The organism is Nocardia sp. JMUB6875, from assembly GCF_041154655.1.
Lineage (GTDB): Bacteria > Actinomycetota > Actinomycetes > Mycobacteriales > Mycobacteriaceae > Nocardia.
The window spans coordinates 13,818-40,736 of sequence record NZ_BAAFGR010000033.1 but is presented as its reverse complement, the minus strand read 5'-3'; the positions used below and the strand labels follow the sequence as shown (position 1 = coordinate 40,736).

The 26,919-nt window shown below is 68.2% G+C and carries 20 protein-coding genes; 7 read left to right on the top strand and 13 right to left on the bottom strand.

Features of this window, described 5'->3' with window-relative positions:
* Positions 1-62: 62 nt before the first annotated feature.
* Complete coding sequence (locus tag ACAM49_RS11315) at positions 63-3,344, bottom strand: arabinosyltransferase domain-containing protein (protein ID WP_369635417.1); 3,282 nt, start codon at positions 3,342-3,344, stop codon at positions 63-65.
* A 64-nt stretch (positions 3,345-3,408) separates the two neighbouring features.
* Here ACAM49_RS11315 and ACAM49_RS11310 point away from each other — a divergent pair, with 64 nt between their 5' ends.
* Entirely contained in the window at positions 3,409-5,283 is a 1,875-nt protein-coding gene (locus tag ACAM49_RS11310; RefSeq protein WP_369635416.1) for a serine/threonine-protein kinase, read from the top strand.
* Positions 5,284-5,317: 34 nt separating this feature from the next.
* Complete coding sequence (locus ACAM49_RS11305) at positions 5,318-6,865, top strand: serine/threonine-protein kinase (RefSeq protein ID WP_369635415.1); 1,548 nt, start codon at positions 5,318-5,320, stop codon at positions 6,863-6,865.
* 4 nt (positions 6,866-6,869) lie between these two features.
* Here ACAM49_RS11305 and ACAM49_RS11300 read toward each other — a convergent pair whose 3' ends face one another.
* Positions 6,870-8,735 (bottom strand): glycosyl transferase, encoded by a 1,866-nt coding sequence (locus ACAM49_RS11300; RefSeq protein ID WP_369635414.1) that lies wholly within the window; start codon positions 8,733-8,735, stop codon positions 6,870-6,872.
* A 157-nt stretch (positions 8,736-8,892) separates the two neighbouring features.
* Entirely contained in the window at positions 8,893-10,848 is a 1,956-nt protein-coding gene (locus tag ACAM49_RS11295; RefSeq protein WP_369635413.1) for a galactan 5-O-arabinofuranosyltransferase, read from the bottom strand.
* Between the two features lie 159 nt (positions 10,849-11,007).
* On the opposite strand from ACAM49_RS11295, the gene ACAM49_RS11290 reads away from it, so the two are divergent.
* Positions 11,008-11,928, top strand: coding sequence for an NAD-dependent epimerase/dehydratase family protein (locus tag ACAM49_RS11290; protein WP_369635412.1), 921 nt, complete (start codon positions 11,008-11,010; stop codon positions 11,926-11,928).
* 50 nt (positions 11,929-11,978) lie between these two features.
* On the opposite strand, the gene ACAM49_RS11285 is transcribed toward ACAM49_RS11290, so the two are convergent.
* Both ACAM49_RS11285 and ACAM49_RS11280 read right to left on the bottom strand, forming a co-directional pair.
* A complete protein-coding gene (locus ACAM49_RS11285; protein WP_369635411.1) occupies positions 11,979-12,740 on the bottom strand; it encodes a decaprenylphospho-beta-D-erythro-pentofuranosid-2-ulose 2-reductase in 762 nt (253 codons plus the stop codon).
* Positions 12,737-14,215 carry an FAD-binding protein gene (locus ACAM49_RS11280; protein ID WP_369635410.1) on the bottom strand — a complete coding sequence of 493 codons (1,479 nt, stop codon included), beginning with the start codon at positions 14,213-14,215 and terminating at the stop codon, positions 12,737-12,739. The genes ACAM49_RS11285 and ACAM49_RS11280 overlap by 4 nt, the downstream gene beginning before the upstream one ends.
* A gap of 71 nt (positions 14,216-14,286) precedes the next feature.
* Between ACAM49_RS11280 and ACAM49_RS11275 the strand changes: the two genes are divergently transcribed.
* Positions 14,287-14,742 carry a GtrA family protein gene (locus ACAM49_RS11275; RefSeq protein WP_369635409.1) on the top strand — a complete coding sequence of 152 codons (456 nt, stop codon included), beginning with the start codon at positions 14,287-14,289 and terminating at the stop codon, positions 14,740-14,742.
* Positions 14,743-14,747: 5 nt separating this feature from the next.
* Here the strand turns inward: ACAM49_RS11275 and ACAM49_RS11270 are convergent, their stop codons facing one another.
* From ACAM49_RS11270 to ACAM49_RS11250, 5 genes are all read right to left on the bottom strand, one after another.
* The gene (locus tag ACAM49_RS11270) at positions 14,748-15,365 is read right to left on the bottom strand and encodes a pyridoxamine 5'-phosphate oxidase family protein (RefSeq protein ID WP_369635408.1); all 618 of its coding nucleotides are present in this window, start codon (positions 15,363-15,365) and stop codon (positions 14,748-14,750) included.
* Positions 15,366-15,757: 392 nt separating this feature from the next.
* Positions 15,758-16,417 carry a Crp/Fnr family transcriptional regulator gene (locus ACAM49_RS11265; RefSeq protein ID WP_369635407.1) on the bottom strand — a complete coding sequence of 220 codons (660 nt, stop codon included), beginning with the start codon at positions 16,415-16,417 and terminating at the stop codon, positions 15,758-15,760.
* 13 nt (positions 16,418-16,430) lie between these two features.
* Entirely contained in the window at positions 16,431-18,428 is a 1,998-nt protein-coding gene (locus ACAM49_RS11260) for an adenylate/guanylate cyclase domain-containing protein (protein WP_369635406.1), read from the bottom strand.
* A 13-nt stretch (positions 18,429-18,441) separates the two neighbouring features.
* Complete coding sequence (locus ACAM49_RS11255; RefSeq protein ID WP_369635405.1) at positions 18,442-20,676, bottom strand: molybdopterin oxidoreductase family protein; 2,235 nt, start codon at positions 20,674-20,676, stop codon at positions 18,442-18,444.
* A gap of 192 nt (positions 20,677-20,868) precedes the next feature.
* On the bottom strand, positions 20,869-21,345 hold the full coding sequence (locus ACAM49_RS11250) for a hypothetical protein (protein ID WP_369635404.1): 477 nt from the start codon (positions 21,343-21,345) through the stop codon (positions 20,869-20,871).
* Between the two features lie 339 nt (positions 21,346-21,684).
* On the opposite strand from ACAM49_RS11250, the gene ACAM49_RS11245 reads away from it, so the two are divergent.
* Together ACAM49_RS11245 and ACAM49_RS11240 are read left to right on the top strand one after the other, a co-directional pair.
* On the top strand, positions 21,685-22,272 hold the full coding sequence (locus ACAM49_RS11245; protein WP_369635403.1) for a DUF4282 domain-containing protein: 588 nt from the start codon (positions 21,685-21,687) through the stop codon (positions 22,270-22,272).
* Between the two features lie 106 nt (positions 22,273-22,378).
* Positions 22,379-23,251, top strand: coding sequence for a helix-turn-helix domain-containing protein (locus ACAM49_RS11240; RefSeq protein ID WP_369635402.1), 873 nt, complete (start codon positions 22,379-22,381; stop codon positions 23,249-23,251).
* Positions 23,252-23,261: 10 nt separating this feature from the next.
* Here the strand turns inward: ACAM49_RS11240 and ACAM49_RS11235 are convergent, their stop codons facing one another.
* Positions 23,262-23,693: a MarR family transcriptional regulator gene (locus ACAM49_RS11235; protein ID WP_369635401.1), complete on the bottom strand. Its 432-nt coding sequence runs from the start codon at positions 23,691-23,693 to the stop codon at positions 23,262-23,264.
* An 86-nt stretch (positions 23,694-23,779) separates the two neighbouring features.
* On the opposite strand from ACAM49_RS11235, the gene ACAM49_RS11230 reads away from it, so the two are divergent.
* Positions 23,780-25,246 (top strand): MFS transporter, encoded by a 1,467-nt coding sequence (locus ACAM49_RS11230; protein WP_369635400.1) that lies wholly within the window; start codon positions 23,780-23,782, stop codon positions 25,244-25,246.
* 100 nt (positions 25,247-25,346) lie between these two features.
* On the opposite strand, the gene ACAM49_RS11225 is transcribed toward ACAM49_RS11230, so the two are convergent.
* Together ACAM49_RS11225 and rfbA are read right to left on the bottom strand one after the other, a co-directional pair.
* Positions 25,347-25,913: a dTDP-4-dehydrorhamnose 3,5-epimerase family protein gene (locus ACAM49_RS11225; RefSeq protein WP_369635425.1), complete on the bottom strand. Its 567-nt coding sequence runs from the start codon at positions 25,911-25,913 to the stop codon at positions 25,347-25,349.
* Positions 25,914-25,933: 20 nt separating this feature from the next.
* The gene (rfbA, locus tag ACAM49_RS11220) at positions 25,934-26,809 is read right to left on the bottom strand and encodes a glucose-1-phosphate thymidylyltransferase RfbA (protein ID WP_369635399.1); all 876 of its coding nucleotides are present in this window, start codon (positions 26,807-26,809) and stop codon (positions 25,934-25,936) included.
* Between the last annotated feature and the right edge of the window lie 110 nt (positions 26,810-26,919).

Below are 26,919 nucleotides of genomic sequence, written 5' to 3'. Positions count from 1 at the left end.
ATGGTGAAAATCATCGAAAAGGCCCGCCCGAAGCAGTGCTTCGAGCGGGCCTTTCGTGTCCGCTACTTGGCCTTGATCGGTGAATCCTTGGCCAGGCCGGAGCGGGTCTGGACGGTCACGTCCAGGGTCGGCGTCTTATTCGCATTCGGGACATATGGGGTGAACTGCTCGAGTGAGCCCCAATCCCGGCTCCAGTCGTGGTTCAGATAGCTCGGCCGGGTCTGCGATTTCAGCAGCAAACCTGTCCAGCCCAGTGGACCGCCGCCGATATCGTCTTGCCAGGCATTGGAGGCGTCCTGACCCACGCGGTCGGGCAGGATGCGCCACTGCGGCACCTCGGCAACGCCGTCGTGGTGGTCGAAGGGCCGCTGGCACGGGAAGGCCAGGCCGACGTGCCAGTCCTCGAGCACCGGAGCCTGGTCGCCGACAAGCGAATTGAGCGTCTCCAGCTTGGGCAGGCGCGGCGGGGTGACCGCCAGCCACTGGCGCGGGGTGATATCGGCGTCGTTGAGCACCAGGCGAATCGCATTGGCCCCGGCCGGAATCTGGTCCAGCGGCACGCGCAGGTTGCGCCAGGATGGGCTGGGCCCGATGTCGATGGGCCGGATCTGCCCGGTGTCGGTGACCGCGCCCGCGGCGTCGCGGGTGCCGTACTCGACGACCAGGTCCTGGCCGTAGGTCTCCACCCCGTCCTTGTTGAAGGACTTGATGCGGCCCGCCGCCGTCACGATCAGCACCTTGTACGCGGGATCATTGCGCACGGTGTTCAGCTTCTCGGCGTTGTACCACTGCGTGGTCAGCTTCGAAACCTGCTGCTCACCATCGGTGTAGCTGCCCTCGATCGGCGTCTTGGCCGGATCCAGCCCGAAGGGCAGCGCCACCGAGCTGCCATTGATGCCGGTCTCCTCGCTCTTGCCGCCGCCGGTGCCCGCGCCGGTGGTCTTGGAGGTCTTGTTGCCCGAGGACTTGTCGTTCACCGAGTTGGCCCCGCCGGTGACGGTCTCCTCGGCATCCGCGGTGAGGTCGGAGGCGACGCCGTTGGGCGTGAATCCGGTGTTCTCCGCAGACAATCCGTCGGCGTCCGAGCCGCTCCACGGGTGCAGCAGCGAATCGGCGGTATCGGTCTCGACCAGCACCTCATTGGCCAGCGCACACGAATCGCCCTTCAGCGCGCGCAGATTCGACTCGGTGATGGAATAGGCCGGGTACTGGGTGACGGCCGCCTTGGCCAGCGACAGCACCTCGAACAGCACCAGCGCGGCCGCGGCGACGGTCAGCGGCATGGTCGCGAACTTGTCGAACCCGCGCACCGGCTTCGGCCGCGCGTAGGGCTCCCGGAAGTGCTGGTAGGCCGCGATGAGCAGGCACAGCACCGCCAGGCCGAGGAACAGCGTGGAGAAGCCCTTGCCCGCAATGAGCGGCGCCTTGTCGAACCAGGGCACGCCGTAGCTGGACACGTACCACCAGCCGTTGGGCCCGGTGAAGGTGATGGCCAGCAGGAAGAACACGGCCGCGGTGAACAGCGTCCGGTTGCGCGGCGAGCGAATCCCGTTGACGCCCACCGCCACCGAGGCCAGCGCCGCCACCGACCCGGCCAGTCCGGCGTACACGCCGAAGTGGTGGGTCCACTTGGTGGGCGTGAACATCATCAGGAACAGCGACATGAAGATGATGCCCAGGATGCGCGCCGACGGCCCGCGCGAGGTGCCCGGAATGCGGCCGTTCTTGCGCAGCATCACCATGACGCACACGCCCAGGGCCAGCAGCATGGCCAGGATCCCGAACCGGCGGGCCAGCGAGCCGTCGGGGGAGAGCATGAGCAGCGAATCCCAGCGCGTGCGCTCGTCGAACCAGGCCACGTTGGGCCCGATCAGGGTGCGCACCCGGGTCGCCTCCATGACCGAGGCCAGGGTCTGATCGGCGAAAACCACCACCAGCACCAGGGTTCCGGCCGCCACGCCGGGGGCCAGCAGCGCGCCGTAGCGCAGCAGCCGGGAGCCCCAACCGCTCGGCTCGGTGGGGCCGCCCTTGGCGCGCTTGATGATGATCATCAGCACCGGCCGCGCGCCCGCGAACAGCGCCGCCAGACAGATCAGACCGGTCGGCCCGGCCGCCAGCGAGAAGGCCGCGATCAGCACGCCGATCGCCGCGGGCAGCAGCCGTCCGGTGGCGATGGCCCGTTCGATCGAGCACCAGGTCAGCAGCGCGCCCGCCGCGATCAGCGGTTCGGGCCGCAGCCCATTGTCATAGGGCATCCAGGCGGCCAGGAACACCAGTCCGGCGGTCCAGATGGCGACATTGTCGCGGCGCACCCGCGAACCCAAGCGCGGCAGCACCTCCCGGCTGATCACCAGCCAGCAGGTGATTCCGGCCAGCAGCGCGGGCAGCCGCATCCACGGGCTGGAATCGCTGATCCGGGTCATCCACGCCAGCACCTCGTACGGCCACCCGAACGGCGCCTCGGCAACGCCGAACCAGCGGTAGTAATTGGCCATGTAGCCCGAAACCTTCGAGGCCCGAGCCATATTCAGGATGTAGCCGTCATCGGAGGTGTTCGCGCCGATGACGTGCCAGACCAGCAGCGTGCCGATCACCGCGACATCCGCCAGCCGGACCCGCCACCAGTGCGCGGGCAGGAACCGGCGCGGCTTGCGGCCGTCGGAGGTGTCGAGGAAGTGCAGCGCCAGCAGGGCGAGCAGGGTGAACACCACCGCGCCGATGGTGGCCAGCCGCTTGATCCAGTTCGGGCTGGAGGTGAAGCGCGCGTCGATATCCACCGTGGCACTGGCGGTTCCGAGCTGATCCCGCTTCAGATCGGTGAACAGGCCCACCACCTGGGGCCGGGTGTCGCCGCCGACCCGGCCGACGAACGGTGTCCCGTCCTTGCGGTCGACGCCGGTGAATTCGACCCGGGTCTCGGCGGCGTCCGAATGCACGGTGATCGCGGTGCAGTTCTCGATCTCCGCCACCGGCGCCGACAGCAGCGGAATCAGCCGCGTCAGAACCGATACCGTGCGCCCCTTCTCGGGCTCGTCGGTGACCTTGACGACCAGGCCCTTCGACTCGGCCTGCCCCGAGGCCGCGGGGACGGTGGAGAACAGCGTGCCGGTCGGCAGGTCCCGTAGCACCTGGCAGGGCAGCGTGAGATCCAGGTTCAACGGCACATACGACACCAACGGGGCGTCGACATCGGCCGTATCTCCTTGCGGCCAATGCAGAGTCGGCCGATCCTGGTTCACGGGCAGGATCGGCGTGATCACCGCCAGCAGGAATCCGAGGAGACCGGAGACCAGGGCGATGATGCGGATGCGGTGAAACGCTCGGGAGTCTGCGCGCACGAGCATCGACTCTATGATGGTTCTTATCCGAACTGGGCGTGGGGCCGGGCCGGAAAGACAAAGAGGAAGCATGACCGAGCTGCGACCTGGCGAAGTTATCGCCGGGTATGTGATCGCGCGGCGAATCGGGGCCGGGGGGTCGGGCGTCGTCTATGCGGCGCGGCACCCGCGGTTACCGAGGCTTACGGCACTGAAGATCTTGAAGCGCGATGATGTCATGGGGGATGACGACGTCTGGCGGCGTTTCGAACGCGAGGCGGATATCGCCGCGCACTTCGACCATCCCAATATCGTGCAGGTCTACGACCGGGGCGTCGCCGAGGAGCTGTTCTGGATCTCCATGCAGTTCATCGACGGCGTGGATGCCGCTGAGCTGCACCATGTTTCGCCCGAGCGCGGGCTGCGCATCGCCACCGAGATCGGCGCCGCGCTGGACTACGCGCACGGCAAGGGCGTGCTGCACCGGGATGTGAAGCCCTCCAACATCCTGATCGCCGATCCCGACAACGGCCGTCCCGAGCGCGCCCTGCTCACCGACTTCGGCATCGCCCGGCTGCGCGACGAGACCACAAAACTCACCCATACCGGAAATATCTCCGCCACTTTCGCTTTCGCATCACCCGAACAGGTGAGCGGCAAGCCGGTCGGTCCGCGATCCGATCAATACTCGCTGGCCTGCACGCTTTTCGTGCTGCTCACCGACCAGCGGCCCTTCCGTGCCGACAATCCGCTGGGCTGGGTGCACGCCCACACCCAGGAGCGGCCGCTGCGGGTCAGCGAGGTGAATCCCGAACTCCCCGCGGCCATGGACGCGGTCTTCGATCAGGCCATGGCCAAGGATCCCGAGGACCGCTTCGAGAGCTGCGCGGACTTCGCGTACGCGGCCACCACGGCCTACTACTCCGATCCCGCGCTGGCGCACACCGCCCCGGCGCGGCTGCTGCCGCAGCCCATCACGCCCAAGCCGTTCCGGGGCCGGAAATCGGTGTGGCGGAACCTGGTTCACCGGCGCACCCTGATCCCGGTGGCGGTCGCCGCCGTCACCGCCGCGGGCGTCGGGTTCGCCATGCAGCAGCACAATCCGCCGCCGCCCGTGGCCACCGGCGGCCTGGTGCCGGACCGGTTCGTCGGCACCTGGCTGGCCACCGAGGGGCAGACCAATTACCGGCTGACCGTCCAGCAGGCCAAGGTCGGCGATCCGGTGCTGTCCAATCGCGTGGACGGCGTTCTCCCCAACGGGAATCCGTTCCACTGCGAGTTCTCCGCGCCGCTGGACTCGGTACCCGAGGACGGCGACCGGCTCATCGTGGGCACCTCCCAGACCGTGGTCCGGGAACCGGCCAATGCCTGCAAGGCCAACGGCCCCACCACCCTCACCCTGCTCGCCGACGGCCGGGTCAGCCGCAAAACCGATGTGAGCGGGCTGATCACGTACACCAAGTCCGAAACCCTGATCTCCTCGTGGGGTCGCGACGACGCCGCCATCGCCCGCGCCTTCCCCAGCCTGATCGGCCAGCTCGCCTCCACCGGCACCGCCGTCGGCTGGCAGGGCAGCTCGTGCCGGGCGGGCGATCCGGGTGCGGGCGAGCCCGCCCGGGGCGCGCACCGGGTGCGCTGCAATGCCGACGACACCACCGGCCAGGTGCACTTCGACGTCCTCGACTTCGACACTCGCCCCGGGCAATCCGTGGCCCAGCTGTTCTTCGACAACCAGGCCCGCGCCACCGGCGTCACCCACGACGACGTGGCGGGCGAGCTGACCGTCACCACCGCGGCCGCCGTCGAGCGCGACGCCACCACCGACACCGAGGCCCATCGCGCGGTCGCCGCCGTCACCTTTCCCGACGGCGATCCGCGCTCCCGCTTCGTGATGGTGCTGCGCTGGCCAGGGCACACGGTGGGCAGCCTCCTGACCGACTGGCTGGAGAGGGCTCCACTGAAGTAGGTATCGCAGAGCTGACGTAGGTAGGTGCGCCACCATGACCGATCTGAAGCCGGGCGAGGACATCGCCGGATACGTCATCGAGCGCTGGATCGGGGCCGGCGGCTCGGGCACCGTCTACGCGGCCCGCCACCCCCGGCTACCGCGCCTGGCTGCGCTGAAGGTGTTCAACCGCGAGGAGGTGAACGCCGACGCCGAGGGCTGGCGGCGCTTCGAACGAGAGGCCGACATCACCGCCCGCTTCGACCACCCGAACATCGTCACGGTCTACGACCGGGGACTCGACGAGGGGCGGCTGTGGATCGCCATGCAGTACGTGGACGGCCCCGACGCGGACGGCCGCGCGGGGCTGTCGCCGGAGCGGGCGCTGCGCATCGGCCGCGGCATCGCCTCGGCGCTGGACTACGCGCACGGCAAGGGCGTGCTGCACCGGGATGTGAAGCCGTCCAACATCATGCTGTCCCCGGCCGAGGACGGCCGCCCGGAACGCGCGCTGCTCACCGATTTCGGCATCGCCCGGCTGCGCGACGAGACCACCCATGTCACCAAGACCGGCGATATCTCCGCCACCTTCGCCTACGCCTCGCCGGAGCAGGTGTCGGGGCGGTTCCTGGATCCGCGCACCGACCAATACTCCTTGGCCTGCACGCTTTTCGTGCTGCTCACCGGCTCGCGGCCGTTCCTGGCGACCGATCTGGCGGGCCTGATCTACGCGCACACCAGCACCCCGCCGCTGCACGTGTCGCAGGTGCGGCCGGACCTGTCGCCGGGCTTCGATGCCGTCTTCGATCGCGCGCTGGCCAAGCATCCGTCCGAAAGATTCGACTGCTGCACGGATTTCATCGACGCCGCCTACGACGCCTGGCGCATGGCCGGCACCACGACCTCGGTGCGGACCCGCGTGACCGGATCCCGGACCGACCCGACCGCCATCGGGCCGGGCCACTACGCCGTCGACGACTCCGTGCCCGGCTATCGCGCGTTCTACGGCGGGGCCGGGGTACCGGTCGATGATGCTGTGCCGCACCGGCATCGGGCGCCGGAGCCGGTGTATGCGGGGTCGGGGACGGGTCGCGGGATCATCATCGGACTGTCGGTGGTGCTGGCGGCCGCGGTGATCGGCGGCAGCGCGATCTGGGCGGTCGCCGAACTCGAGAGTCACGGAACCCCCAGCGGCGCACCGCTGTCCGCGGCGATTCCGACCATGGGGTCGGTGGCGCCGACGACCACGGTGGCCGCCACCACGCCCCTACCGGCGGGGCGGGTGCCCGCGGAATTCGTCGGCGAATGGTCCGGGTCCAGCGACTCCAATGCCAACGACTACCGGCTCAGCATCCGGCAGGGCGAGCTGAACCAGGCGCTGGTGACCTCGACGATATCCAGTGGCGGACGGGTGATCTGCGTCTTCGACTACCGGCTGCTGGGCGTGCCCGGCACCGGCGACATCACCCTCGGCGCGGGCACGCTCAGTTCCGGCGGCAGCGGCTGCCAGGTCCAGGGCACGCACGAACTGGTGCTGAGCAATGGGGTGATCACCCGCGCGCTGTCGGTCAGCGGGTTCGTCACCTATCGAAAGATCGGCTGACTCCTCAGATCTTGCCGCGCACGTCCCAGAGCCACACGCCGTCAACGTATTCGGCGGGGAAGCCGAGCAGCTGGTCGACGGTCACGCGCAGGGTGTCGCCATTGTCGGTGGGCGGCAGCACCACCACGTCGGCGCGCCAGTAGCGCAGATCCTCCAGCGCCTGTGCACGGGTGGCGTCGTCGATGACCGGAACCGTATTGGTCCGCTGCGCCCGCATGAGCAGGCTCGCGGTGGGCCGGTCGTCGGGACCGTAGCGGCCCTTCTTGGACGCGCCGGTCGGTCCGACGAAATAGCCTCCGGCGAGCGGGAATTCGAAGCCGGAATCGACCTGCCAGCGCAGCGCGCGGGCATCCGGCGGGGTCGGCGGCGGGGCGATCACCACCGAACCCTGCGAAACGTAGTGCCGCACCGTGCCATCGGTGAAGAAGCTCGGGGTGGCGGGACGCTGTACCACCGGCAGGATGGTCGGGGTGAGCGGCAGCAGGGCCAGGGCCAGCGCCGCGAACAGGGCCAGCGGCCGCCAGTCGGTCGCCGACACCTTCCAATAGTCCAGTGCCCGTTGGGCGGCCAGGGCCAGGATCAGGGCGATGGCCGGAATCGCGGCCATGGTGAACCGCGACTCCAGCACCGTATCCAGCAGCGCCACATTCGACAGGCGCTGCCACGGCAGGCCGATCCCGGTGTCGACCTTCCCGATCCGCAGGGTCGAGCCCAGCGAGAGCACCGTGAACACCACGATTACCGTGGCCGCCGCCCGCACCACCCGCTCGCGCCACATGAGCACCGCGGCCACCGCGACCAGAATCCACAGCGGCCAGCCGAAGTACGAGTTCTCCTCGGTCGGGTTGATGGCCACGTTCTGACCGTGCGAGACCAGCCCGCCCAGCGATTCGGACGGGAACTGGAACAGCGCCTTCAGATCGTTCTGCATCGCCACGTGGTCGATGGAACGGTAGGACTGCGGGCCGAAGAACTGCCACCACAGCGGAATCTCGGTGAGCGCCACCGTGATCAGCGCGGCCAGCAGCACCGTCGGGGTGACGGCGCGCAGCGCGCGCAGACCGGTCTTCGGGGCGTGCAGGTAGTAGACGGCCGCGAAAAGCCCGAAGGACAGCGCGAAGATGAGCAGCGGCTCCTCGCCCAGGGCGATCTGCAGCGCCACCAGCAGGCCGAGGATGACGGCGTCGCGATTGCGCCGCGCCTTGCGGATCTCCTTGGCGGCGCCGGCGCGCCGCGCCATTCGGATGAGCTGCAGCGCGATCAGCGGAAGCAGGGCCAGCACCACGAAATTCGGGTGCGCGTTGGCGTGCGAGATCATGGCGGGCGCGAAACCGCAGAACAGGCCGCCCACCGCCGCCGCGGCCTTGGACGCGACCACCTCGCGCGAGAACAGCCAGTACCAGGCGAAGGCGGTGCCGAACAGGCCCAGGGTGAGCACCAGCACGAAGGTGACCGTCGGCCCGAACAGCAGCGTGACCGGGGTGAGCGGCACGCCGACGCCGAACATGGCGGTATTGGCCATCATGTTCACGCCGTCGGGATAGTTCTGCAGCAGCGTGCCCAGCGGGTTCTCGAGGTGCGCGACATTGTGCGCGGTGACGGCGAAGAACCACTCCCACATGGTCTGGTCCTGGCCGCTCTTGATCAGGTATCCGCGATCGGTGTGCAGCCACTGCCCGGAGAGCACCAGCACCGCCAGCGATAGGTAACCGGTGGCGACGATCAGATCGGCGCGGGCCAGGCGCAGGCGCCGGGCCGCACGGCGCGGCCGGGAAAGCTTGGGGGGAGCCACTTCCGGTGCGGGGCGGTCGAGAACCGCTACCGCCGAACCGTCTTCGACCCCCCGGTCGGATACCCGCCCCTGTGTCACGCTGCTAACTCCTTGGTGCCTGGCAATCAGCGGCCCACGCTACCGGGTTCGGCTGAGATTGCACTGGCAAGTCCCGAAGTTATCCACAGGAACGGGTATTTATCCACAGAAAATGGGCGAAATCTGTTGATAAGTGACCCTTGTCTCGTTGTTTTGTTCAGACACGCACCACGAGGGTGAACGGCCCGATATCGGTGATCCGGTAGTGCCCGTCGGTGAACAGCTCCTTGGGGAACGCCACTGTGAACCGCTTCACATTCGGGTCGTTCGGATACACGTCCTGCGACAGCCGCAGCGTGTAGTCGTCGCCGGAACGCCGGAACAGGAAGGCATCCGGCGCGTACCAGCGGCAGTGGTTCAGCGCGTCGGTCAGCTCCTGCGAGCTCTTCAGTGTGCTCCAGCGCTGGATCTCGGCGGTGCGCGCGGCGAAGTCGGCGAGCGGATTCGCGTAATGCGAAGTGAGCGCCTGGAATCCGTAGTAGGGGTAGACGGCCAGGAAGCTGGTGTCGGCGGTCAGCACCACACTCTTGTCGCGCGGCCGACCGGTCTGTTCCAGCAGTTTTGCGTCGATCTCGCGGTAATACGAGACCGCCGAGGGAGATCGCTTGTCCGCGCGTTCCCCGTTCCCGTCGGTATCGGTGTACGCGGTGTTGATCTCCGTCGCCAGCACCGTCGGAATGTGCTGGCTGAACCCGACCGCACCGGCCACCGCGACCGCCGCGGCCGCGATCCGGAACCGGCCGGGCTCGTTCAGCACCTGGTAGATCGCCCGCGCACCCTCGGCGAAGGCGAACGCGCCCGCCGCTGCGAGAAGCGCGATCAGCGGAGACTCGAGCCGAAAAGCCAGCAGTGTCGTGCCCGCGGCCGTCGCCAGCATCGACATCAGGCACCACAGATAGATAGCGACGACGCCGATTCCCAGCGCCTGCGCGCGCCGCGAACTCCCGGCCCGCAGTACAAGCCAGATTGTTCCGGCCAAGCAGAAGACGCCGAGCAGGTTGAACTCGGTCATCGGCAGGGGCAGCCGCGAACCAGACTCCGGCAGGTAGTGGAAGGCCGAGCCGGAGCCCAGGGATGCCTTGCCGGACAGGAACTTCAGCAAGAACGGAGTCCACACCGTCAGGGCCAGTAGGCCCGCGATCGCACCGATCCCGATGAGCCGCACCAGGATCGGCAGGATGGTCCGCCAGGTGCGCTGGGTACGCAACGCGAGACCGGCCGCGACGAGCGCCATCAGGCATACGGCGAATACCGCGACACCGAAATACAGGCTGTAAAAGGTGGCCGCGAGCCCAAGGAACAGTCCGGCTCCCAGCACCGCGCCCCAGCCCCCGGCCGTGCGTTCCGCCCCTTCAGCGCCTGATGCGGTCTCGCCCGCAGCCCGTTCGGCGGGCCGGTGCAGCGCGCCCCAAGCCAGCAGCAGGGCGGGGCCGAGCAGCAAGGTCAGTACCGCGCTGTACGCCTCCGGCGAGCCGTAAGCCAGCGCCACCGCGGTCGTCGCGGCGGCCACCGCCACCGCCCAATCGGCGCGGATCAGGTTGGACCACAACACGAGTGCGACCGCCGCCGCGACCGCCAGCCCGATGATCGCGTACGGCTTGAACGCTTCCCATCCGGCCATCCCGGTCAGACTCGCGAACCGCCCGCCGAGCCAGAACCAGCCCGCCGGATAGAACGGCGGCAGGTCGATGTAGTTCATATCGTGCAGCGCCGCGCTGTCGGTCAGCCGCGTCAGATACTGGGTCCGAAACTCCTGGTCCACGGACATTCCGAACAGATACAGCTTGGTGGCCGCCAGTGGCATCCCCAGCGTCACCGTCACAAACGCCGAAATCCCGCCCCAAGACAGCAGTTTTGCCAGCCATCCCCACTTGTGCAGCCGCAGCAGCACAACCGAGCCCACCAGCATGGCCAGCGCCACGACCTGTCCCACGGTGGTGAGCGAGCGGGTGACGTTGGAGGAGTTGAACGCGGGCCACTGCACGGTCGAGAACGCCTTCAGTCCGATCGCCGCCACCACGGCCGCCACCAGCGCCGCGAGTACGGCCTCCCCGGCTGCCCCGCCGGCCTGCCGCGCCAGCAGTGTCGCTCGCCCGCTCGCCCGCTCGCTCATCCGCACCCTGCCTTCGCATTCGTGTCCAGGACCGCGCGTCAGCCTAGCCAGTACCGCGCCCCCGAACACTTCGCCGGGCCTGACCGGGCAGGTAGCCGTTCCGAATGATCGACGGACAGCGCCGTCGCCGCGGCCGATCTGGCCCGGTAGCCTCGCGGGATGGTCGAGTCCCCCGATGTGATGAACGCCCGTCGCGTGCTGATCACCGGTGCGGGCGGTTATCTCGGCGGGGCGGTCGTGCGGGCGTTGAAAGCAGCCGGCCACCAACCGGTCGCCCTTGTTCGATCCGGTGGTGCGGGGTTCTCCGGAGCCGATGACGTCCGCGTGGCGGATCTGCTCGATCCGGACGGCCTGCGGCAGGCGGTCGCGGGCGTCGACGCGGTGTGCCATCTGGCCGGGCTGACCCGCGCCCGGGAGTCCTTCGACGAACCGGTCCGCTACTACGACGTGAACGTGGGCGGCACCATCGCGCTGCTCGAAGCCATGGACGCGGCAGGGGTGGCGGGCCTGGTGTTTTCGTCGACCTGCGCGGTTTACGGCTCGCCCGAGTGCCAGCCGATGACCGAGGACCTGCCCGTCGATCCACCGCATCCGTACGCGAGCAGCAAGGTGGCCGCCGAGGTGGCGGTCGAGACCCAGGCTCGCAGCGGTGCGCTCGGAGCCGTCGTGCTGCGGCTGCCGAATCTCGCGGGCGGCGACGACCACGACCCGACCCGCCTGATTCCCCGGGTGCTTGCCGCGGCAATGACCCAGACGCCCCTGGGGGTCAATGGGGATGGCACCGCCGTGCGCGATTACCTGCACGTCGATGATGCCGCCGCCGCATTCGTCGCCGCGGTGGAGCGGATGCCAGAGCCCGGCGGGTTCGCGCGCTACAACATCGGAAGCGGGCGGGGGACAAGCATTCTGGACGTCGTGGCCGCGGTCGAGCGAGTCACCGGGCGGCGAGTTCCCTTGGTGCACAATCCACCCGCTGTCGAACCGCCCACCTTGATTGTCGACGCGGCCAAGGCCGGAGCCGAACTCGGTTGGAAGCCGCGGCATTCGGAGATCGACGCGATCATCCGGTCCATCGGATAACAAAAACGCCGCCCCCGATAGATCGGAGACGGCGTTTCGAGTGCCGATGCCTAGATGGGCAGCTTGCGGAAGATCGGGCGCGGGACGTGCCGCAGGATCATCATGACGTACCGGAAAGTGCCCGGGGCCCAGACGATTTCCTTGCCCTTCTCGGAAGCCGCGACCGCGAGGACGGCGACGTCTTCCTTGTTCACGGTCAGGCCGTTCTCCTTGGCGTGCGCGGAGAGCTTGGTGCGCACCATGCCGGGGCGGATGACGGTGACGCGCGGGCCGAACTTGGCCAGCGCCTCGCCGAGGCCCAGGTAGAAGCCGTCGAGGCCCGCCTTGGTGGAGCCGTAGACGAAGTTGAAGCGGCGCACCCGCTCACCCGCCACCGAGGACATGGCCAGGATGCGGCCGAAGCCCTGCGCCTTCATCTTCTCGCCCAGCAGCACGCCGACGGAAACCGCGGCGGTGTAGTTGATTTGGGCCATCACGACGGCCTTGCGCTGGTCCTGCCAGAAGATCTCGCCGTCGCCGTCGATGCCGAACGCGACAATCGCCACGTCGATGTCACCGTTGGCCCAGGCCGCGTCGATGACGGCCGGGTGGCTGTCGGTGTCGAGCGCGTCGAAGTCCAGCACCTGGACCTCGGAGGCGCCGGCGGCCTTCATCTGGGAGACGGCCTCTTCGCGCAGCGGGTCGCCCGGCAGGGCGGCCAGGACGATGCGCATGGGGCCCTTCTTCAGGTACTCGGCGCAGATCGCCAAGCCGATCTCCGAGGTGCCGCCCAGCAGCAGAATGGATTGCGGGTTCCCTACCGCATTGATCACTGAAGCTCCAGCCTTCTCGCCATATCGGACATGAAAACGCCTGTGGGGTCGACACTTCGGCGGATCTTGATCCACTCGTCGATCCGCGGGTACATCTTGTGGAAGGTCTCCGCGTCGGTCCGGGAGTCCTTGGCAGTGTAGAGGCGACCGCCGAATTCCAGGACGCGCCGGTCCAGATCGCGCACGAACTCGTTGAGACCCGGGCGGACCGGGAAGTCCACGCAGATGTTCCAGCCCTCCATGGGGAAGCTCAGCGGGGCCGGGTTGCCCGGGCCGAAGAACTTCAGCACATTGAGCGCGGTGTAGTGACCCGACCGCTGGATATCCACGATGATCTTGGTGAATTCATCGAGGGCCTCGGGCGGCAGCACGAACTGGTACTGGATGAAACCGGCCGAGCCGTAGGCCCGATTCCACTCCGAGACCACGTCGAGCATGTGGTAGAACGCCGTCAAGTTCATGATCTTGCCGGTGTAGTTGCCGCCGAGCGCGTAGTACGCCTCGCCGACCATGCCCAGCGTGAACTTGTTCGCCGCGAAATTCGGGAAGATGTCCGGCACCGTCAGCAGATTCGGCGCGTCGAACTTCAGCGGGTTCTTCCGCAGCTTCTTGGGCAGCTCGTCCAGCTTGGCCAGTCGGCCGCGAGACACGTTGGCGCGCCCCAGCTTCGGCGGCGCGCTGATGGCGTCGAACCAGGTGGAGGAGTAGGTGTAGTTCGCCTCGGACCCGTCCTTGTGGACCGCGATGGTCTCGTCCAGGCCGGTGGTCTTGATGCCGTCGGCGATGAAGTACGCGGTCTCGGTGGGCGTCATCTCGATGGTCGCCCGCAGGATGATGCCGGTCAGGCCGTTGCCGCCGACCGTGGCCCAGAACAGCTTGGCGTTCTTCTTCGGCCCGATGGTCTGCACCTTGCCGTCGGCGGTGAGCAGATCCAGCGACCGCACGTGATTGCCGAAGCTGCCCGCGCTGTGATGGTTCTTGCCGTGGATATCGGAGCCGATGGCCCCGCCCACGGTCACCTGCCGGGTGCCCGGCAGCACCGGAACCCACAGGCCGAACGGCAGCGCCGCCTTCATCAGCTGATCGAGGGACACGCCGGCGTCCACGTCCACCAGCCGGGAGTCCCGGTCGATGCGGTGGATGCGGTTGAGCGTGGTCATGTCGACGACCAGGCCGCCGGCGTTCTGCGCGTGATCGCCGTAGGAGCGGCCCAGGCCGCGGGCGATGACACCGCGACGCAGGTGCGCGGGCTTGGCGTCGTTGTCCTCCGCGACCATGGCGACCGCCTTGGCGATCAGCTCCGGGTCACTGGTGGAGAGCACTTCCGAGGTGGTGGCTGCGGTGCGACCCCAACCGGTCAGGCGGCGGCTCTGCGTCGGCAGGTCGAAGGTCCCCTGCGATGCGGTCCGCTCGCTCTCGCCTGCGGAAGCGGGCTCCGCGGCGGCCGTGGTGGTGGTCTGAGCTTTCGTGGACATCGGCATAGAGGCTACAGGCATAACCGCCGCGAGGCTTGTGTCCTTTGTCCCGGGCATTACTCTTCTGCACTGTGACCGCGGAACCCCATCTGCCCCTCCCGCCCGAGCTGCCCCTGGTCGATGAACCGGGCGGTACGGACGTTGATCTCAAGACGCAGATCATCCGTTTCGCGGTCACCGGCGGGCTGTCGGCCATTGTCGACTTCGGGCTGTACACCCTGCTGTTCAAGGTGGTCGGATTCCCGCTGCCGGTGGCCAAGTCGATCAGCTTCATCGCGGGCACGACCACCGCGTATCTGATCAATCGGCGCTGGACCTTCAAGGCGGAACCGAGCCGTAGGCGATTCATCGCGGTCATCGCCCTGTACGCGCTGACCTTCGCTTTGCAGGTCGGTATCAACCAGGTCTGTTACTACGCCCTGCCCGATGCCTGGTGGCGGATGTTCTTCGCCTTCTGTGTGGCGCAGGGCACCGCCACCGTGATCAACTTCATTGTGCAGCGGGCCGTGATCTTCAAGATCAAATAGTCGATTCAGGACTCCACGAGGGCGTTGTTCTCTTCCTTCGCGTGGAAGTAGTCACCGCCCTTGGCGCGCATATTGTCGGTGCCCCACTGCCGCGCCTCGCGGTGCGCCGGGACCAGGTGCGGAATGTGCTTGCGGCAGTGGATATAGGCCTCTTCCACATCGACCACCACCCAGCGCTCCGGAATGCGCCCGCGCGGCTCGGCGGGCAGGTCGGGGACGCAGCGGCGCATGAGGGCGTCGTCGACGATGCGGGCGGTGCCATTGAGGTGCAGGCCGATCAGGTCCTGCACGAAATCGATCATGAGAATGCCGACGTGGGGGTTCTCGAGAATATTGCCGAGGCTGGCCATGACGCCGTTGCCGCGATACTCCGGATAAGCCACGGTGTGATCGTCGATGACGTGCAGGAAGCCGGGCGTGCCCGCGCGGAAGCTGGAATCGCATTCCCCGTGCTTGTCCGAGGTCGCTATGAAGGCCATATCCATCCGGCGAATGAAATCGATCATGTGGGTATTGAGTCGATCTCGCACTTGGTCGGAGTAGAAACGCTGCGCCCGATCATCGGTGCCGTAGCGTTCCTGCAGTTCCCGTTCGCCGTCGCTGCCGTTTCTGATACCGGGCATCGTGCGCCCCCTTTGGTAGCTGAATACCGGATGGAAGAGGCTCGGCCACGAACTTCGGCCATCCGAAATCCTATACGGTTTAACTATTTTCGTGTGGCGAATGCGTGAACCGGCATATCCGCCCTGGTGGGGCTTCTTCGACTGCTGCCGGACAAACCTTCCCGACGGAGGATCCTCCCGGATGAAAGGGTTCACAAGGGACCTTTGTCCCTTAACTGCGGGGATGCTGACCGCGGTAACGGGCGTCGGGTAGGCGAGATCCCCAGGGGCCCCGATGATTTCGCATTCCTGATTTGTCCATTTTGCAGAGATTGTGATGGCGGACTCCGGTCGTCATCCCCCTAGTTGCGACCGATCTTCGGTGCACGAAACCTAAATACCGAAAAGTCTTTTCAGCGCGCCCTTTTCGCCAGCCGGGCCCGATCCAGCACCGTGAGCGAGCCGCGCCCCAGCCGCACCACGCCCTGATCCTCCAGCTCCCGCAACACCTTGTTGGCGGTTGCCCGCGTGGTGCCCGCCATCGAGGCCAGATCCTCCTGGGTCAGCTGGATCACCGTCGGCGCTCCGCCCCCGTCGCCGTAGCGCGCGGCCAGATCGGCCAGCCGCCGCAGCACCCGCGTCTCCACCGGCAGGTACAGCGCCTCCAGCACCGCCGCCGACAGCCGCCGCACCTGCGCCGCCAGCGAGGTGGTGAGAAACCGCTCCACCTGCGGATACTCCCGCCGCAGTCGTTCGAGCTGGACCCGGTTCAGGGTCAGCGTCTCGGCGTCGGTGACGGCCACGATGGTGGCGGTGCGCCGCGCCTCCGGGCTCAAAAGAGCCTGCTCCCCGAACATTTCGCCGGGCCCGAGCATGGTGAGGGTGGCGGCGTGCCCCAGCGGCGTGGTCACCCGCACCAGCAGCCGCCCGGCCAGGATCAGGTGCACGCAGTCGCCGGGATCGCCCTCGTGGCAGACGATGTCGCGGCGCCGGAACCGGCGCGGCGTGCAGGCGGCCAGGAACTGCCGCCGCTCGTCCGGCGAGAGTCCTTCCAGCAGTTCGAATTCCGCCATGCTGTCGCCGCCTTCATCCCAGGGTGAGCAGCCGGTACACGGTGACCGGCAGGGTCTTGCCCTTGATATCGAAATCCCCCAGGCATTCCACAACGGCCCGCTCCCCGAGCCGTTCGCGAGTGAGCGGACCCACCACCACCGTCCCCGGCTCGGCCAGCCCCTCCAGCCGGGCCGCGAGATTCGTCGTATCGCCGAGCGCGGTGAAGTTCCGCATCTGCCGCGCACCGACATTCCCCACGATGGCGGGTCCGGTGTTCACGCCCACCCGGAACATCGGCCATTCGGGCTGCGCCCGCACCGCCGCCGTGGCGCGCTGCAGCGCGAGGCCGGCCCGGGCCGCCCGCACCGCGTGATCGGGCTGCCGCACCGGCGCGTTGAAGATCGCCATGACCGCGTCGCCCACGAACTGCACCACGGTCCCGCCCTCGGCCAGGATCTCCGGCACGATCGCGCCGTAGTAGGTGTTCAGCATGCGCATGACCTGTTCGGGGCCGACCCGCTCCGCGAACGGCGTATAGCCCCGCAGATCCGCCATCAGCACGCTGACCTCGTGAATCTCGCCGCCCAGACCCGCCTGCGTGGGGTCCGCCAGCAATGTGGTCGCCACCTGCGGCGACATGTAGGACCGGAACAGGCCGTCCAATTGCTGATACAGCCGGGCGTTCTCGATGACCGTGGAGGCCTGCGCCGCGAAGGATTGCGCCACCGCCTGCTCGGCCGGGTCCAGCCCCGGCGCGGCCTCCGCGAATCCCGGTGCCGGACGCGTGAGTTCGAGGACGCCGACCCGGATTCCCTTGACCGTCAGGGGAAAAACGAAGGCCGACGGCTGCGGCGGCCCGCCGTCCTCGAAGCTCAGCTGCCCGCGCCGCAGCATGCCGATGCGAACCGTGTCCTGGTCGAAGGCGAGATTGGCCAGGCGCTGGATCTCGCCCAGCAGCTGCCGCTCCCCGCGAATCACGCTGGCGCGCTCACCCACCGCGACCAGCGCGCCCAGTCGTCGCACCTGTTCGCGTTCGTTGCCGAGCGCGCGGGCGCCCTGCTGCAGCACCGCCACCTGCCGCTCGGTGAGCCCGAACCGGCGGGCCAGCTCCTGCCCGACCGCGCCCAGCGGCGCCCCGGCCGCGACCCCGCCGCTGGCCCGGGCGTCCAGCGCCCGCACCATCTCCTCGAGTGCCCGCGCGTAATCGCGCTGGATGGCGGTCAGGGTGCTGCGCTGGGTGATGCTGTCGAACAGCCCGCGCGCCGACCCCTCACGCCGGAAATTCCGGTGCGCGCTCACCGCGATCAGCAGGAACGCGATGCCCAGCAGCACATGCCATTCCCACCACGAAACCCGCCAGCTGCGGCCGAATCCGACCGCGAACAGCGCCTCGGCCAGCAGCACGAACGCGGTGAGCACGCTGAGCAGCAGGCTGCCCCGGGTGCGCAGGTACCGGTAGGCGTAGGCCCCGGCCGCGACCAGATAGCAGGCCGCGCCGACGAAGGCCAGCGCCACCAGCGGCCCCTGCGCCTCGGACGGATCGGGCACGGTGTCGAACGGCGGCACCCGGGTCAGCGACAGCAGCGCCCACGCCGCCATGATCGTGATCGGCAGCGCGGCAAGGACTTCGGTGAACCGGTGCGCCCGCGCGGTCGGCCCGTACTCGGGCACCGACGCCAGCGCCGCCAGCCCGCCCAGCACCATGCCCACCGGCACCGCCACGGTGAATCCGACATTGGGCGTGGACAGGATGACCCCGGGCGTGGCCAGCGCGTGCAGCCCGAGGAATCCCGAATTCAACTGGAACACCAGCGAAACCAGCACCAGCCGCATGTCCCGGTGGGCGCGCGCCGCGCGGAGCAGCAGCACGCCCAGCCCCAGCGACAGCGCGGCCGCGCCCAGGATCAGCCAGAAGTGGAACGCGTTGTGCAGGTACAGGTGATCCAGCTGCGGCCGGGTGACCAGCAGCCAGAGTCCCGCCGCGGGCAGCCCGACGTGCACCAGCCACAGCAGGACCCGGATGACCGACATGCGACTACCGGCGTCAGGCCCGCGTGAGCGTCACGGGCACGCCGTTGAACACGGCATTCCCGGACGGCGCGTCCACCAGCGAATCATCGGTCAGCGCATTGGCGTTCACACCCGCGTGCGCCCGCGCCACCGACTGCGCGCTGTCCTCGTGTCCCCAACCGTGCGGCAGGCTCACCACGCCCGGCATGATGTCGTCGGTCGGCTCGACCTCCACCGTGAGCGAGCCCGCGGCCGACTTCACCACCGCGTGGCCGTTGAGCCCCAGCCGGGCCGCGTCCGCCGGATTGATCTGCAGCGTGCACCGGTTCGACCCGCCCACCAGCGGCGGCACATTGTGCAGCCAGCTGTTGTTGGAGCGCAGCTGCCGCCGCCCCACCAGCACCATCTCCGGCGCCTGCGCGCTCAGCCGCTCCCGCAGCCGGGTCACATCCGAAAGCAACTGCACGGGAGCGAGTTCCACCTTCCGGGACGCGGTCCGCAGGACACCGGGCAGGCGCGGTCGCAACGGGCCGAGATCCAGGCCGTGCGGATTGTCCAGCAGCACTTGGAGATTCAGCTTACCGCGCCATTCGTCGGCCGCGTCGGGTTCGGCAGCGGCCTCATCGGGCTGGGAGGCCCATTCGCCGTACGGGCCGAGCCGCAGCATCAGGTCCAAGCGCTGCTCGGTGGTGTTCTCGCCGAGCAGTTCCCCGCGCCGATCGGCCATGCCCGCCTTGTGCAGCGTTCCGGCGATGACGATCTCGTCGACCACGGTGAGCGGGTCCAGCCCCGGCTGCGGTTCCTGGCCCGAGACCGCCAGCGCCAGCCGCGCCATCACCTCGGCCTCGGACAGCTCGCCATCACCCAGCGGCACCAGCGGCCGGGAGTACCGGGCGTAGTTGTGCACGGCGAAGTTGAGCAGCGCGAAATCGTAGTGCGGCGACTGCGCGATGCGCGGCGGCGGCAGGATGACATCGGCGTGGCGGGTGGTCTCGTTGAGGTAGCGGTCCACGCTCACCATGAATTCGAGTCCGGCGAAGGCGGCGTCCAGGCGCGCGCCGCTCGGCGCCGACAGCACCGGATTGCCCGCCACCGTCACCATGGCCCGGATCTGCCCCTCGCCGGGCGTGAGGATCTCGTCGGCGAGCGTGGCGACCGGCAATTCGCCCATGGCCTCGGGCAATCCGCGCACCCGGCTGCCCCTGCGCGCGGTCCGGAACGGCCGCGACCGCACGATGCCCAGTGCCGCCCCGGTGGCGAACATGGCCCCGCCGGGTGAGTCCAGATTGCCGGTGAGCACATTGACGACATCGACCAGCCACTGCGTGAGCGTTCCGAATTCGGCCGTGCAGGTGCCGATCCGGGCGTACACGGCCGCGGTCGGCGCGGCGGCCAGTTCGCGCGCGATCCGCACGATCGTCTCGGCCGGCACCCCGGTGCGCCCGGCGACCAGCTCCGGCGTGAAATCGGCCGCGGCGGCGCGCACCTCGTCCAGGCCGTTCACCTCGACGCGAACATCCACGAGCTCCTCGGCGAAGAGCGTGTGCACGATCCCGAACAGCAGGTAGGCATCGCTGCCGGGCCGCACGAACAGGTGCTCGTCGGCCAGCTTGGCGGTGCGGGTGCGGCGCGGATCCACCACCACGAAGCGTCCGCCGCGCTGCCGCAGCGCCTTCAGCCGTCCCGGGAAATCCGGTGCGGTGCACAGGGATCCGTTCGATTCCAGCGGATTCGCGCCCAGCATGAGCAGATAGTCGGTGCGGTCCAGGTCCGGCACCGCCACGGTGAGCGGATCGCCGAACATGAGCCCGCTCGACACCTGCTTGGGCATCTGGTCGGCGGTGCTGGCGGAGAACAGGCTGCGGGTGGCCAGCGCCCGGATGAGCAGCGGCACGTACAGCGCCCCGGCCACGGTGTGGGCATTGGGATTGCCGAGATACAGCCCGACGGCCTGGTTCCCGTAAGCCGCCGACACCTGCGGCAGCCGCTCCCGGATCACCCCGAAGGCCTCGTCCCAGCTCGCCGTGCGCCAGGTATCGGTGGCGCGGTCGCGAATCATGGGCGCGGTCAGGCGATCCGGGTCGGAGTCGAGATGGCCGAGGGTCGCGCCCTTGGGGCAGATGAAGCCCTTGCTGAAGGGATCGGCGTGATCACCGCGCACCGAGGCGATGCGGTCGTCGCTGTCCAGGGTGATTTCGAGGCCGCACACGGCCTCGCAGAGCGGGCAGGTGCGTAGCAGTGTCCGGGGGCTGTCCGTGACATGGGTCATACCCAATGATCGCCCGCGGTCGCATTCGGCGAAACACTTACGGCCGCTGAGCACGGCGAGTGCGTACGCCTGAGAGACTGCCTCGGATTATGTCCGCTCTCTCTGAATTTGCAACGTTCCGAGCTGGATACGTCGAAACCCGCGAGCACCGGGGATGCACTCGCGGGTTTCGGATCGTTTATTCGGTCGCTGTCAGGAGGCGATGCGGGCGGCCTGCGGCGCACCCTTGGCCGCGGCGCGCACGGCCGCCGCGATGGCGACCACCGGCGGGACCCAGCGGGCCTCGTGCGGGGCGACGCCCCAGCAGGCCGCACCGGCCGACAGCTTGCTCGGCGGCAGCGGGATGCCCGCGCCGTCGGTGTAGACGGTGACACCCGACGCGCGCAGCGCCTCGATGGCGCGGGCGGCCTTGCGCAGGCCGGTGACGAGGTGGATCTCGCGGCGCTCGGCGCCCGGGAACTCGATGACCGGGCCGGTCAGGCCGTTGGCGCGCAGGTAGCGGCGGACGAACGCGGCGGTGTCGCCGGTGACCTCGATGCCCGAAATTTCCTCGTCGGTGACCAGGCAGATGCCATTGGCGGTTTCGGCGACCGTCCAGCCACGCCGGATGTAGTCCTGCGCAGATTCTGCAACGGCTGACGAAAACGTCGTACGCACTGGATTCTCCATTCCCCGGTAGATCTCGTTCCTGCTCTGTGCGGGGTATCGGCACGGGGTGTCCGGGTCGTTACATCCTCTTTTTCACCTCGAGTCCGGTTGTGTCCCAAGGCGGCGGGTGTCCAGTCTGTTTTGACCCATTGACGAACATGTCGCAAAAGTGACGTCGAGCCGCGGCACCGCGTCCTGCCAGCGACAACATCGTCAAGGGTGCTGGCGCCCGATTCCGGGGTCCGCGGCCGCTCACCGGTATGACGTGTTCTACACCACACTGTCTCGGGCTGCCCTTCCCCGGTGTTACCGGCGACACTGGATCCGCCGAAAAGGTCTGCGGGAGAGGAGATCGTCGGCATGACCGACCAATCGGGTGGGAACACCGCCGAACTCGAGGAATTCGAGGAGTTCGGCGAGATCATCACCGAGGGCCGCTGGGCCGCCTTCAAGGAGTCCGCCACCCGGCGCATGTCCCGGCGCATCGCCGCGGAGGAAGAGGCCGAGGAGCCGGTCGAACCCTTCGCCAGCCCAAGCGCTTTCGGCTCCTGGAGCGTGGACGCCGCCCGCGCCCTGCTGGACGTGCAGTTCCATCGCGCGGCCACCCGCACCCTGCTGCCGCTGGCGTATCTGCTGGGGCTGGCGGGCGCGTTCGCCATTCCGATCGTGGGAACCGTAGGGCTGTGGCGGATTTCGGCCTGGCTGGGCATCGTCTTCGGGGTGGTGTTCGCCATTCCGCTGGGTCTGGTGATCGCCGCGACGGTGCGCCTGCTGCTGGAATTCGTGCTCAACGCCTCCCGGCTGGCCGCGCGGGTCTCCCATATATCCGATATGGCCGACGATCTCTTCCAGGCGCTCTCCGATGTGGCCGAACCGGTCAATCAGCTCTCGAAAGACGTTCAGGCCGTTCAGTTCTGGCGCTTTCGCAAGCGGTCGTCGAGGAAGTAGCCTGGCGTAGAGCGGACATCCTAACCACCCGGCCGCGTCCCGCGTCCGTGGATCGCTGAGTTTTCCTGTGCAACAATGCGATCGCAACACTGGTATAGGGGGACGAATGGCTCTACCGCAGGGGATTACCGGATCGACCGTGCCGCGGCGGCAGCTCGGCCGACACCTGCGCGACCTGCGCAATCGCGCGCGGATGACGACCCGGGTGGCCGCGCAGCGACTGGAATGGTCCGAGGCCAAGATCTGGCGCATCGAAACCGGGCAGACCTCGCTGCGCAGCCTCGATGTCGAGGCCATGTGCCGGATCTACGGCGCTCCCGAGGACGCCATCGAACCGCTCACCTCGCTGGCCCGCGAGACCAAGGCCCGCGGCTGGTGGACGGAATTCAGCGATGTGATCGACGAGGGTTACGAGGTCTACATCGGCCTGGAGGAGGCCGCGGGGCGGCTCACCAGCTACGAGAACGAGCTGGTGCCGGGCCTTTTGCAGACCGAGCAGTACATGCGCGCCGTGCTCGCCGGGGCCTACCCGGGCATCTCGGCCGAGCAGATGGACCGCCGGGTGCGGGTGCGCCTGGCGCGCCAGTCCCTGCTCACCCGCGACCGCGCGCCGCTGCAGCTGGACGTGGTGATCTCCGAGGCGGTGCTGTGGCATCGCATCGGCGGTGACGACGTGACCCGCGGCCAGCTCGACCGGCTGCGCAAACTGGGCGAGCTGCCCAATGTCCGGTTGCGCGTGTTGCCCGCCGAGTGCGGATACCACCACGGCATGGACGCCGGGCGTTTCGTGCTGCTCGAATTCCCCACCGCCGCAGGCGAACCCACCGAACCGCCGGTGGTTTACGTGGAATCCCTCACCGGCTCCTCGTATCTGGACAAGGAGCACGAGGTGGAGCGCTACCGCGAGGCCATCGCCGCGGTGAATTCCGTAGCGACGGACGCGCTTCCGGTCATCGATACGCTGCGCGCGGCGGTTTAGCCCGGCGGTCTCAGCCCAGATTCTGGGCCAGCACCTCCCGGTGCGTGGGCGCGGCCTGCCGATGCAGTTCGCGCCCTTTTTCCGTGAGGCACACGAAGATCGCGCGGCGATCGTAGGTACACAGTGAGCGGTCGACGAGTCCGTCGCGCTCGAGCCTGGCCACTGTGCGCGAGAGCGCGCTCTGGCTCAGGTAGATGTCATTGGCGAGATCGCTCATCTTGTAGCTGTCGCTACCCGCTTCGACGAGACGGTCGAGGGTTTCGAATTCGCTGAGCCCGATGTGGTGGCGGCCCTGCAGCTCCTTTTCCAGAGCGCACGAGGTCGTCGCGTGCCGGGCCAGCAGATCGCGCCATTCCCCCACCAGCCCAGACGTTTCGAAGGACGTCTTCACGGGCCGGTCGACAGCGCTCCCCCTCTCGGCGCTTGCTGTCGGCTTCGGCATGCGGTCATCCTAGTCCGTCCGGCAGAACCATGCAACCGCATTAAATGCTTGTGCATTTGATGCGTGTGCATGTACTGTCGCTTCTCGTGACTTCCACCGAGATCCGCCCCGCGGTGAGCAACGCGGCCGACTCCACCCAGTGGACCGGCCGGCTCTGGGGCATGCTCATCACCCTGTGCATCGTGCTGTTCCTGGACGGCCTCGACGTGTCGATGATCGGCGTCGCGCTGCCCTCCATCGGCACCGAACTCGACATCCAGACCTCGACCCTGCAGTGGCTGGTCAGCGGTTACGTGCTCGGCTACGGCGGCCTGCTGCTGCTGGGCGGCCGCACCGCCGACCTGCTGGGCCGCCGCAAGGTCTTCCTGATCGCCCTGGCCGTCTTCGCATTGGCCTCTCTCGCAGGCGCTTTGGTGAGCTCACCGGCCCTGCTCATCCTGACCCGCTTCATCAAGGGCCTGGCCGCCGCGTTCACCGCGCCCACCGGCCTGTCCATCATCACCACCAACTTCGCCGAGGGACCGGCCCGCAACAAGGCGCTGTCCATCTACACCGTCTTCGGCGCCGGCGGCTATTCCATGGGCCTGCTCTTCGGCGGCCTGATGACCGGCCTCGGCTGGCGCTGGACCTTCCTGCTCCCGGTGCCGGTGGCCCTGGCCGCACTGGTCTCCGCGTACTTCCTGGTCCCCAAGGACAAGCCGGCCGAGGAGGGCGGCCACGATCTGCTCGGCGCGCTGCTGTCCACCGCGACCATGCTGCTGCTGGTCTACACCGTGGTCTCCGCACCGGAGGCGGGCTGGGGTTCGGCCCGCACCATCGGATCGTTCCTCGCGGTGGCGGTGCTGGGCGCGGCGTTCGTCTACACCGAGACCAAGGTCCGCTACCCGCTCGTCCGCCTGGGCATCCTGCGCAAGCCCAGCCTGGTCCGGGCCAGCCTGGCCATCATCGCGGTCGCCGGTTCGTACTTCAGCTGGCAGTTCATCACCACGCTGTACCTGCAGGACACCCTGGGCTGGTCGCCGCTGAAGCTGTCCATGGCGCTGCTGCCGGTGGGTCTGCTGGTGGTCGCCTCGGCCTTCGTCTCCGACAAGCTCGTGGACCGCTTCGGCACCGGCCCGATCATCGCGATCACCATGGTGGTCATGGCCGTCGGCTACCTGCTGTACCTGCGCATCGACACCGCGCCGGCCTACCTGACCGTGCTGCTGCCCGCGGTGCTGCTGGTCGGCATCGGCTGGGTCGGCTTCCCGGCCATCAATATTCAGGCCACCAGCGGTATCGAGGATGACGAGCAGGGTCTGGCGGCCGGTGTGCTGCAGACCGCCATGCAGGTCGGCGCGGCCATCGTGCTCGCGGTGACCACCGCCATCGTCACCTCCAGCGTGCCCAGCCACCCGACTCCGCAGGCCATGCTCGACACCTACCGTCCGGGCCTGGAATTCGCCGCCGGCGTGTCGATTGTCGGAGCCCTGGTCGCCCTCACGGTGTTCCTCCCCAAGCTGCGGGCCCGCCGCCAGGAGGCGCGCGAGGTGGAGGTCGAACTGGTCGGCTAGTACTCCCCGGCCGGGCCTGCCGCTCACACGGGCCCGGCCGGTTTCCGAAAGACGCTGAGGCGCACCGCGAATCGCGGTGCGCCTCAGTTGTATTCGGGAATCAGCGCGGCAGCTTCAGATCCGCCAGGCGCGGGGCCGCGGCGTCCTTGTCCGAGCGGATGAAGGTGAGCGGCTCGCCGTTGCGGCCCACGGTCGGCCATTCGATGGCCAGGTCCGGATCGAAAGCGTCCAGATCCCGGTCGAATTCGGGCATGTACTCCAGCGAGCACAGGTAGTTGACGGTCGAATCGTCCTCGAGCGACAGCAGCGCGTGGCCCAGGCCCTCGGCCAGATACACCGCCTTGCGCTCCACATCGTCGATGACGACCGCGTCCCACTTCCCGAAGGTGGGGGAGTCGCGGCGCAGATCCACCACCACGTCCAGGAACGCCCCGCGCACGCAGGTCACGTATTTGGCCTGGCCGGGCGGGTTCTCGGTGTAGTGGATGCCGCGCAGCACGCCCGCCGCGGAGGTGGAGATATTGACCTGCAGCAGGTCGAAGGGCCGGCCCACCGCCTTCTCGAACTCCGAGGCCTTGAACGACTCGTAGAAGACCCCGCGGTCGTCCCCGCGCAGCACGGGCGTGAACTCCCAGGCGCCGGGCACCGACAGTTCCCGAATCCGCACGTCGTTGCGTCCCATACCGTCTACTCCCAGGTTCGGCCGTGGTCGAGCAGACCCAGCAGGTAGTTGCCGTAACCCGAGCGCACCAGCGGTTCGGCCAGTCGGGTGAGTTGATCGTCGTCGATGAAGCCGAGCCGCCAGGCCACCTCTTCGGGCACGCCGATCTTGAGGCCCTGCCGCTCCTCGATGGTGCGCACGTAATTGGCGGCGTCCAGCAGGGAGTCGAAGGTGCCGGTATCGAGCCAGGCGGTACCGCGGGCCAGCACCTGCACGTGCAGGCGGCCCTGCTCCAGGTAGGCGCGGTTGATATCGGTGATCTCGTATTCGCCGCGGTCGGACGGCTTCAGATCGCGGGCGATGGCGAGCACGTCGTTGTCGTAGAAGTACAGCCCCGGGATCGCGTAGTTGGAGCGCGGCTTGGCGGGCTTCTCCTCGATGGAAATGGCCCGGCCGTCGGCGAATTCGACCACGCCGTAGGCGGTCGGATCGGAGACGCGGTAGGCGAAGACCGCGCCGCCGTCGAGATCGTGGAAGTTCTGCAGCCCCGTGCCCAGGCCCGGGCCGTGGAAGATATTGTCGCCCAGCACCAGTGCCGCGCTGTCGGCGCCGATGTGATCGGCCCCCAGCACGAAGGCGCGCGCCAGCCCGTCCGGTTCCGGCTGCACCACATAGGAGATGGAGACGCCGAACTGGCTGCCGTCGCCGAGCAGCCGGGCGAAGGCGTCGCTGTCCTCGGGGGTGGTGATCACCAGGATGTCCCGGATTCCCGCCAGCATGAGGGTGGACAGGGGGTAGTACACCATCGGTTTGTCGTACACCGGGACCAGCTGTTTGCTCACCCCGCGCGTGATCGGGTGCAACCGCGATCCGGTGCCACCGGCCAGGATGATTCCGCGCATGTCACGAGAGTCTGCCAGTTCGATCGCGGAGCGCGGCGGTCAGGTTCCGAGTGGACCTCGAATCGATCACGCCCGTTTACCGGCGGACGGATGTGGCGATTTCTGTTGCG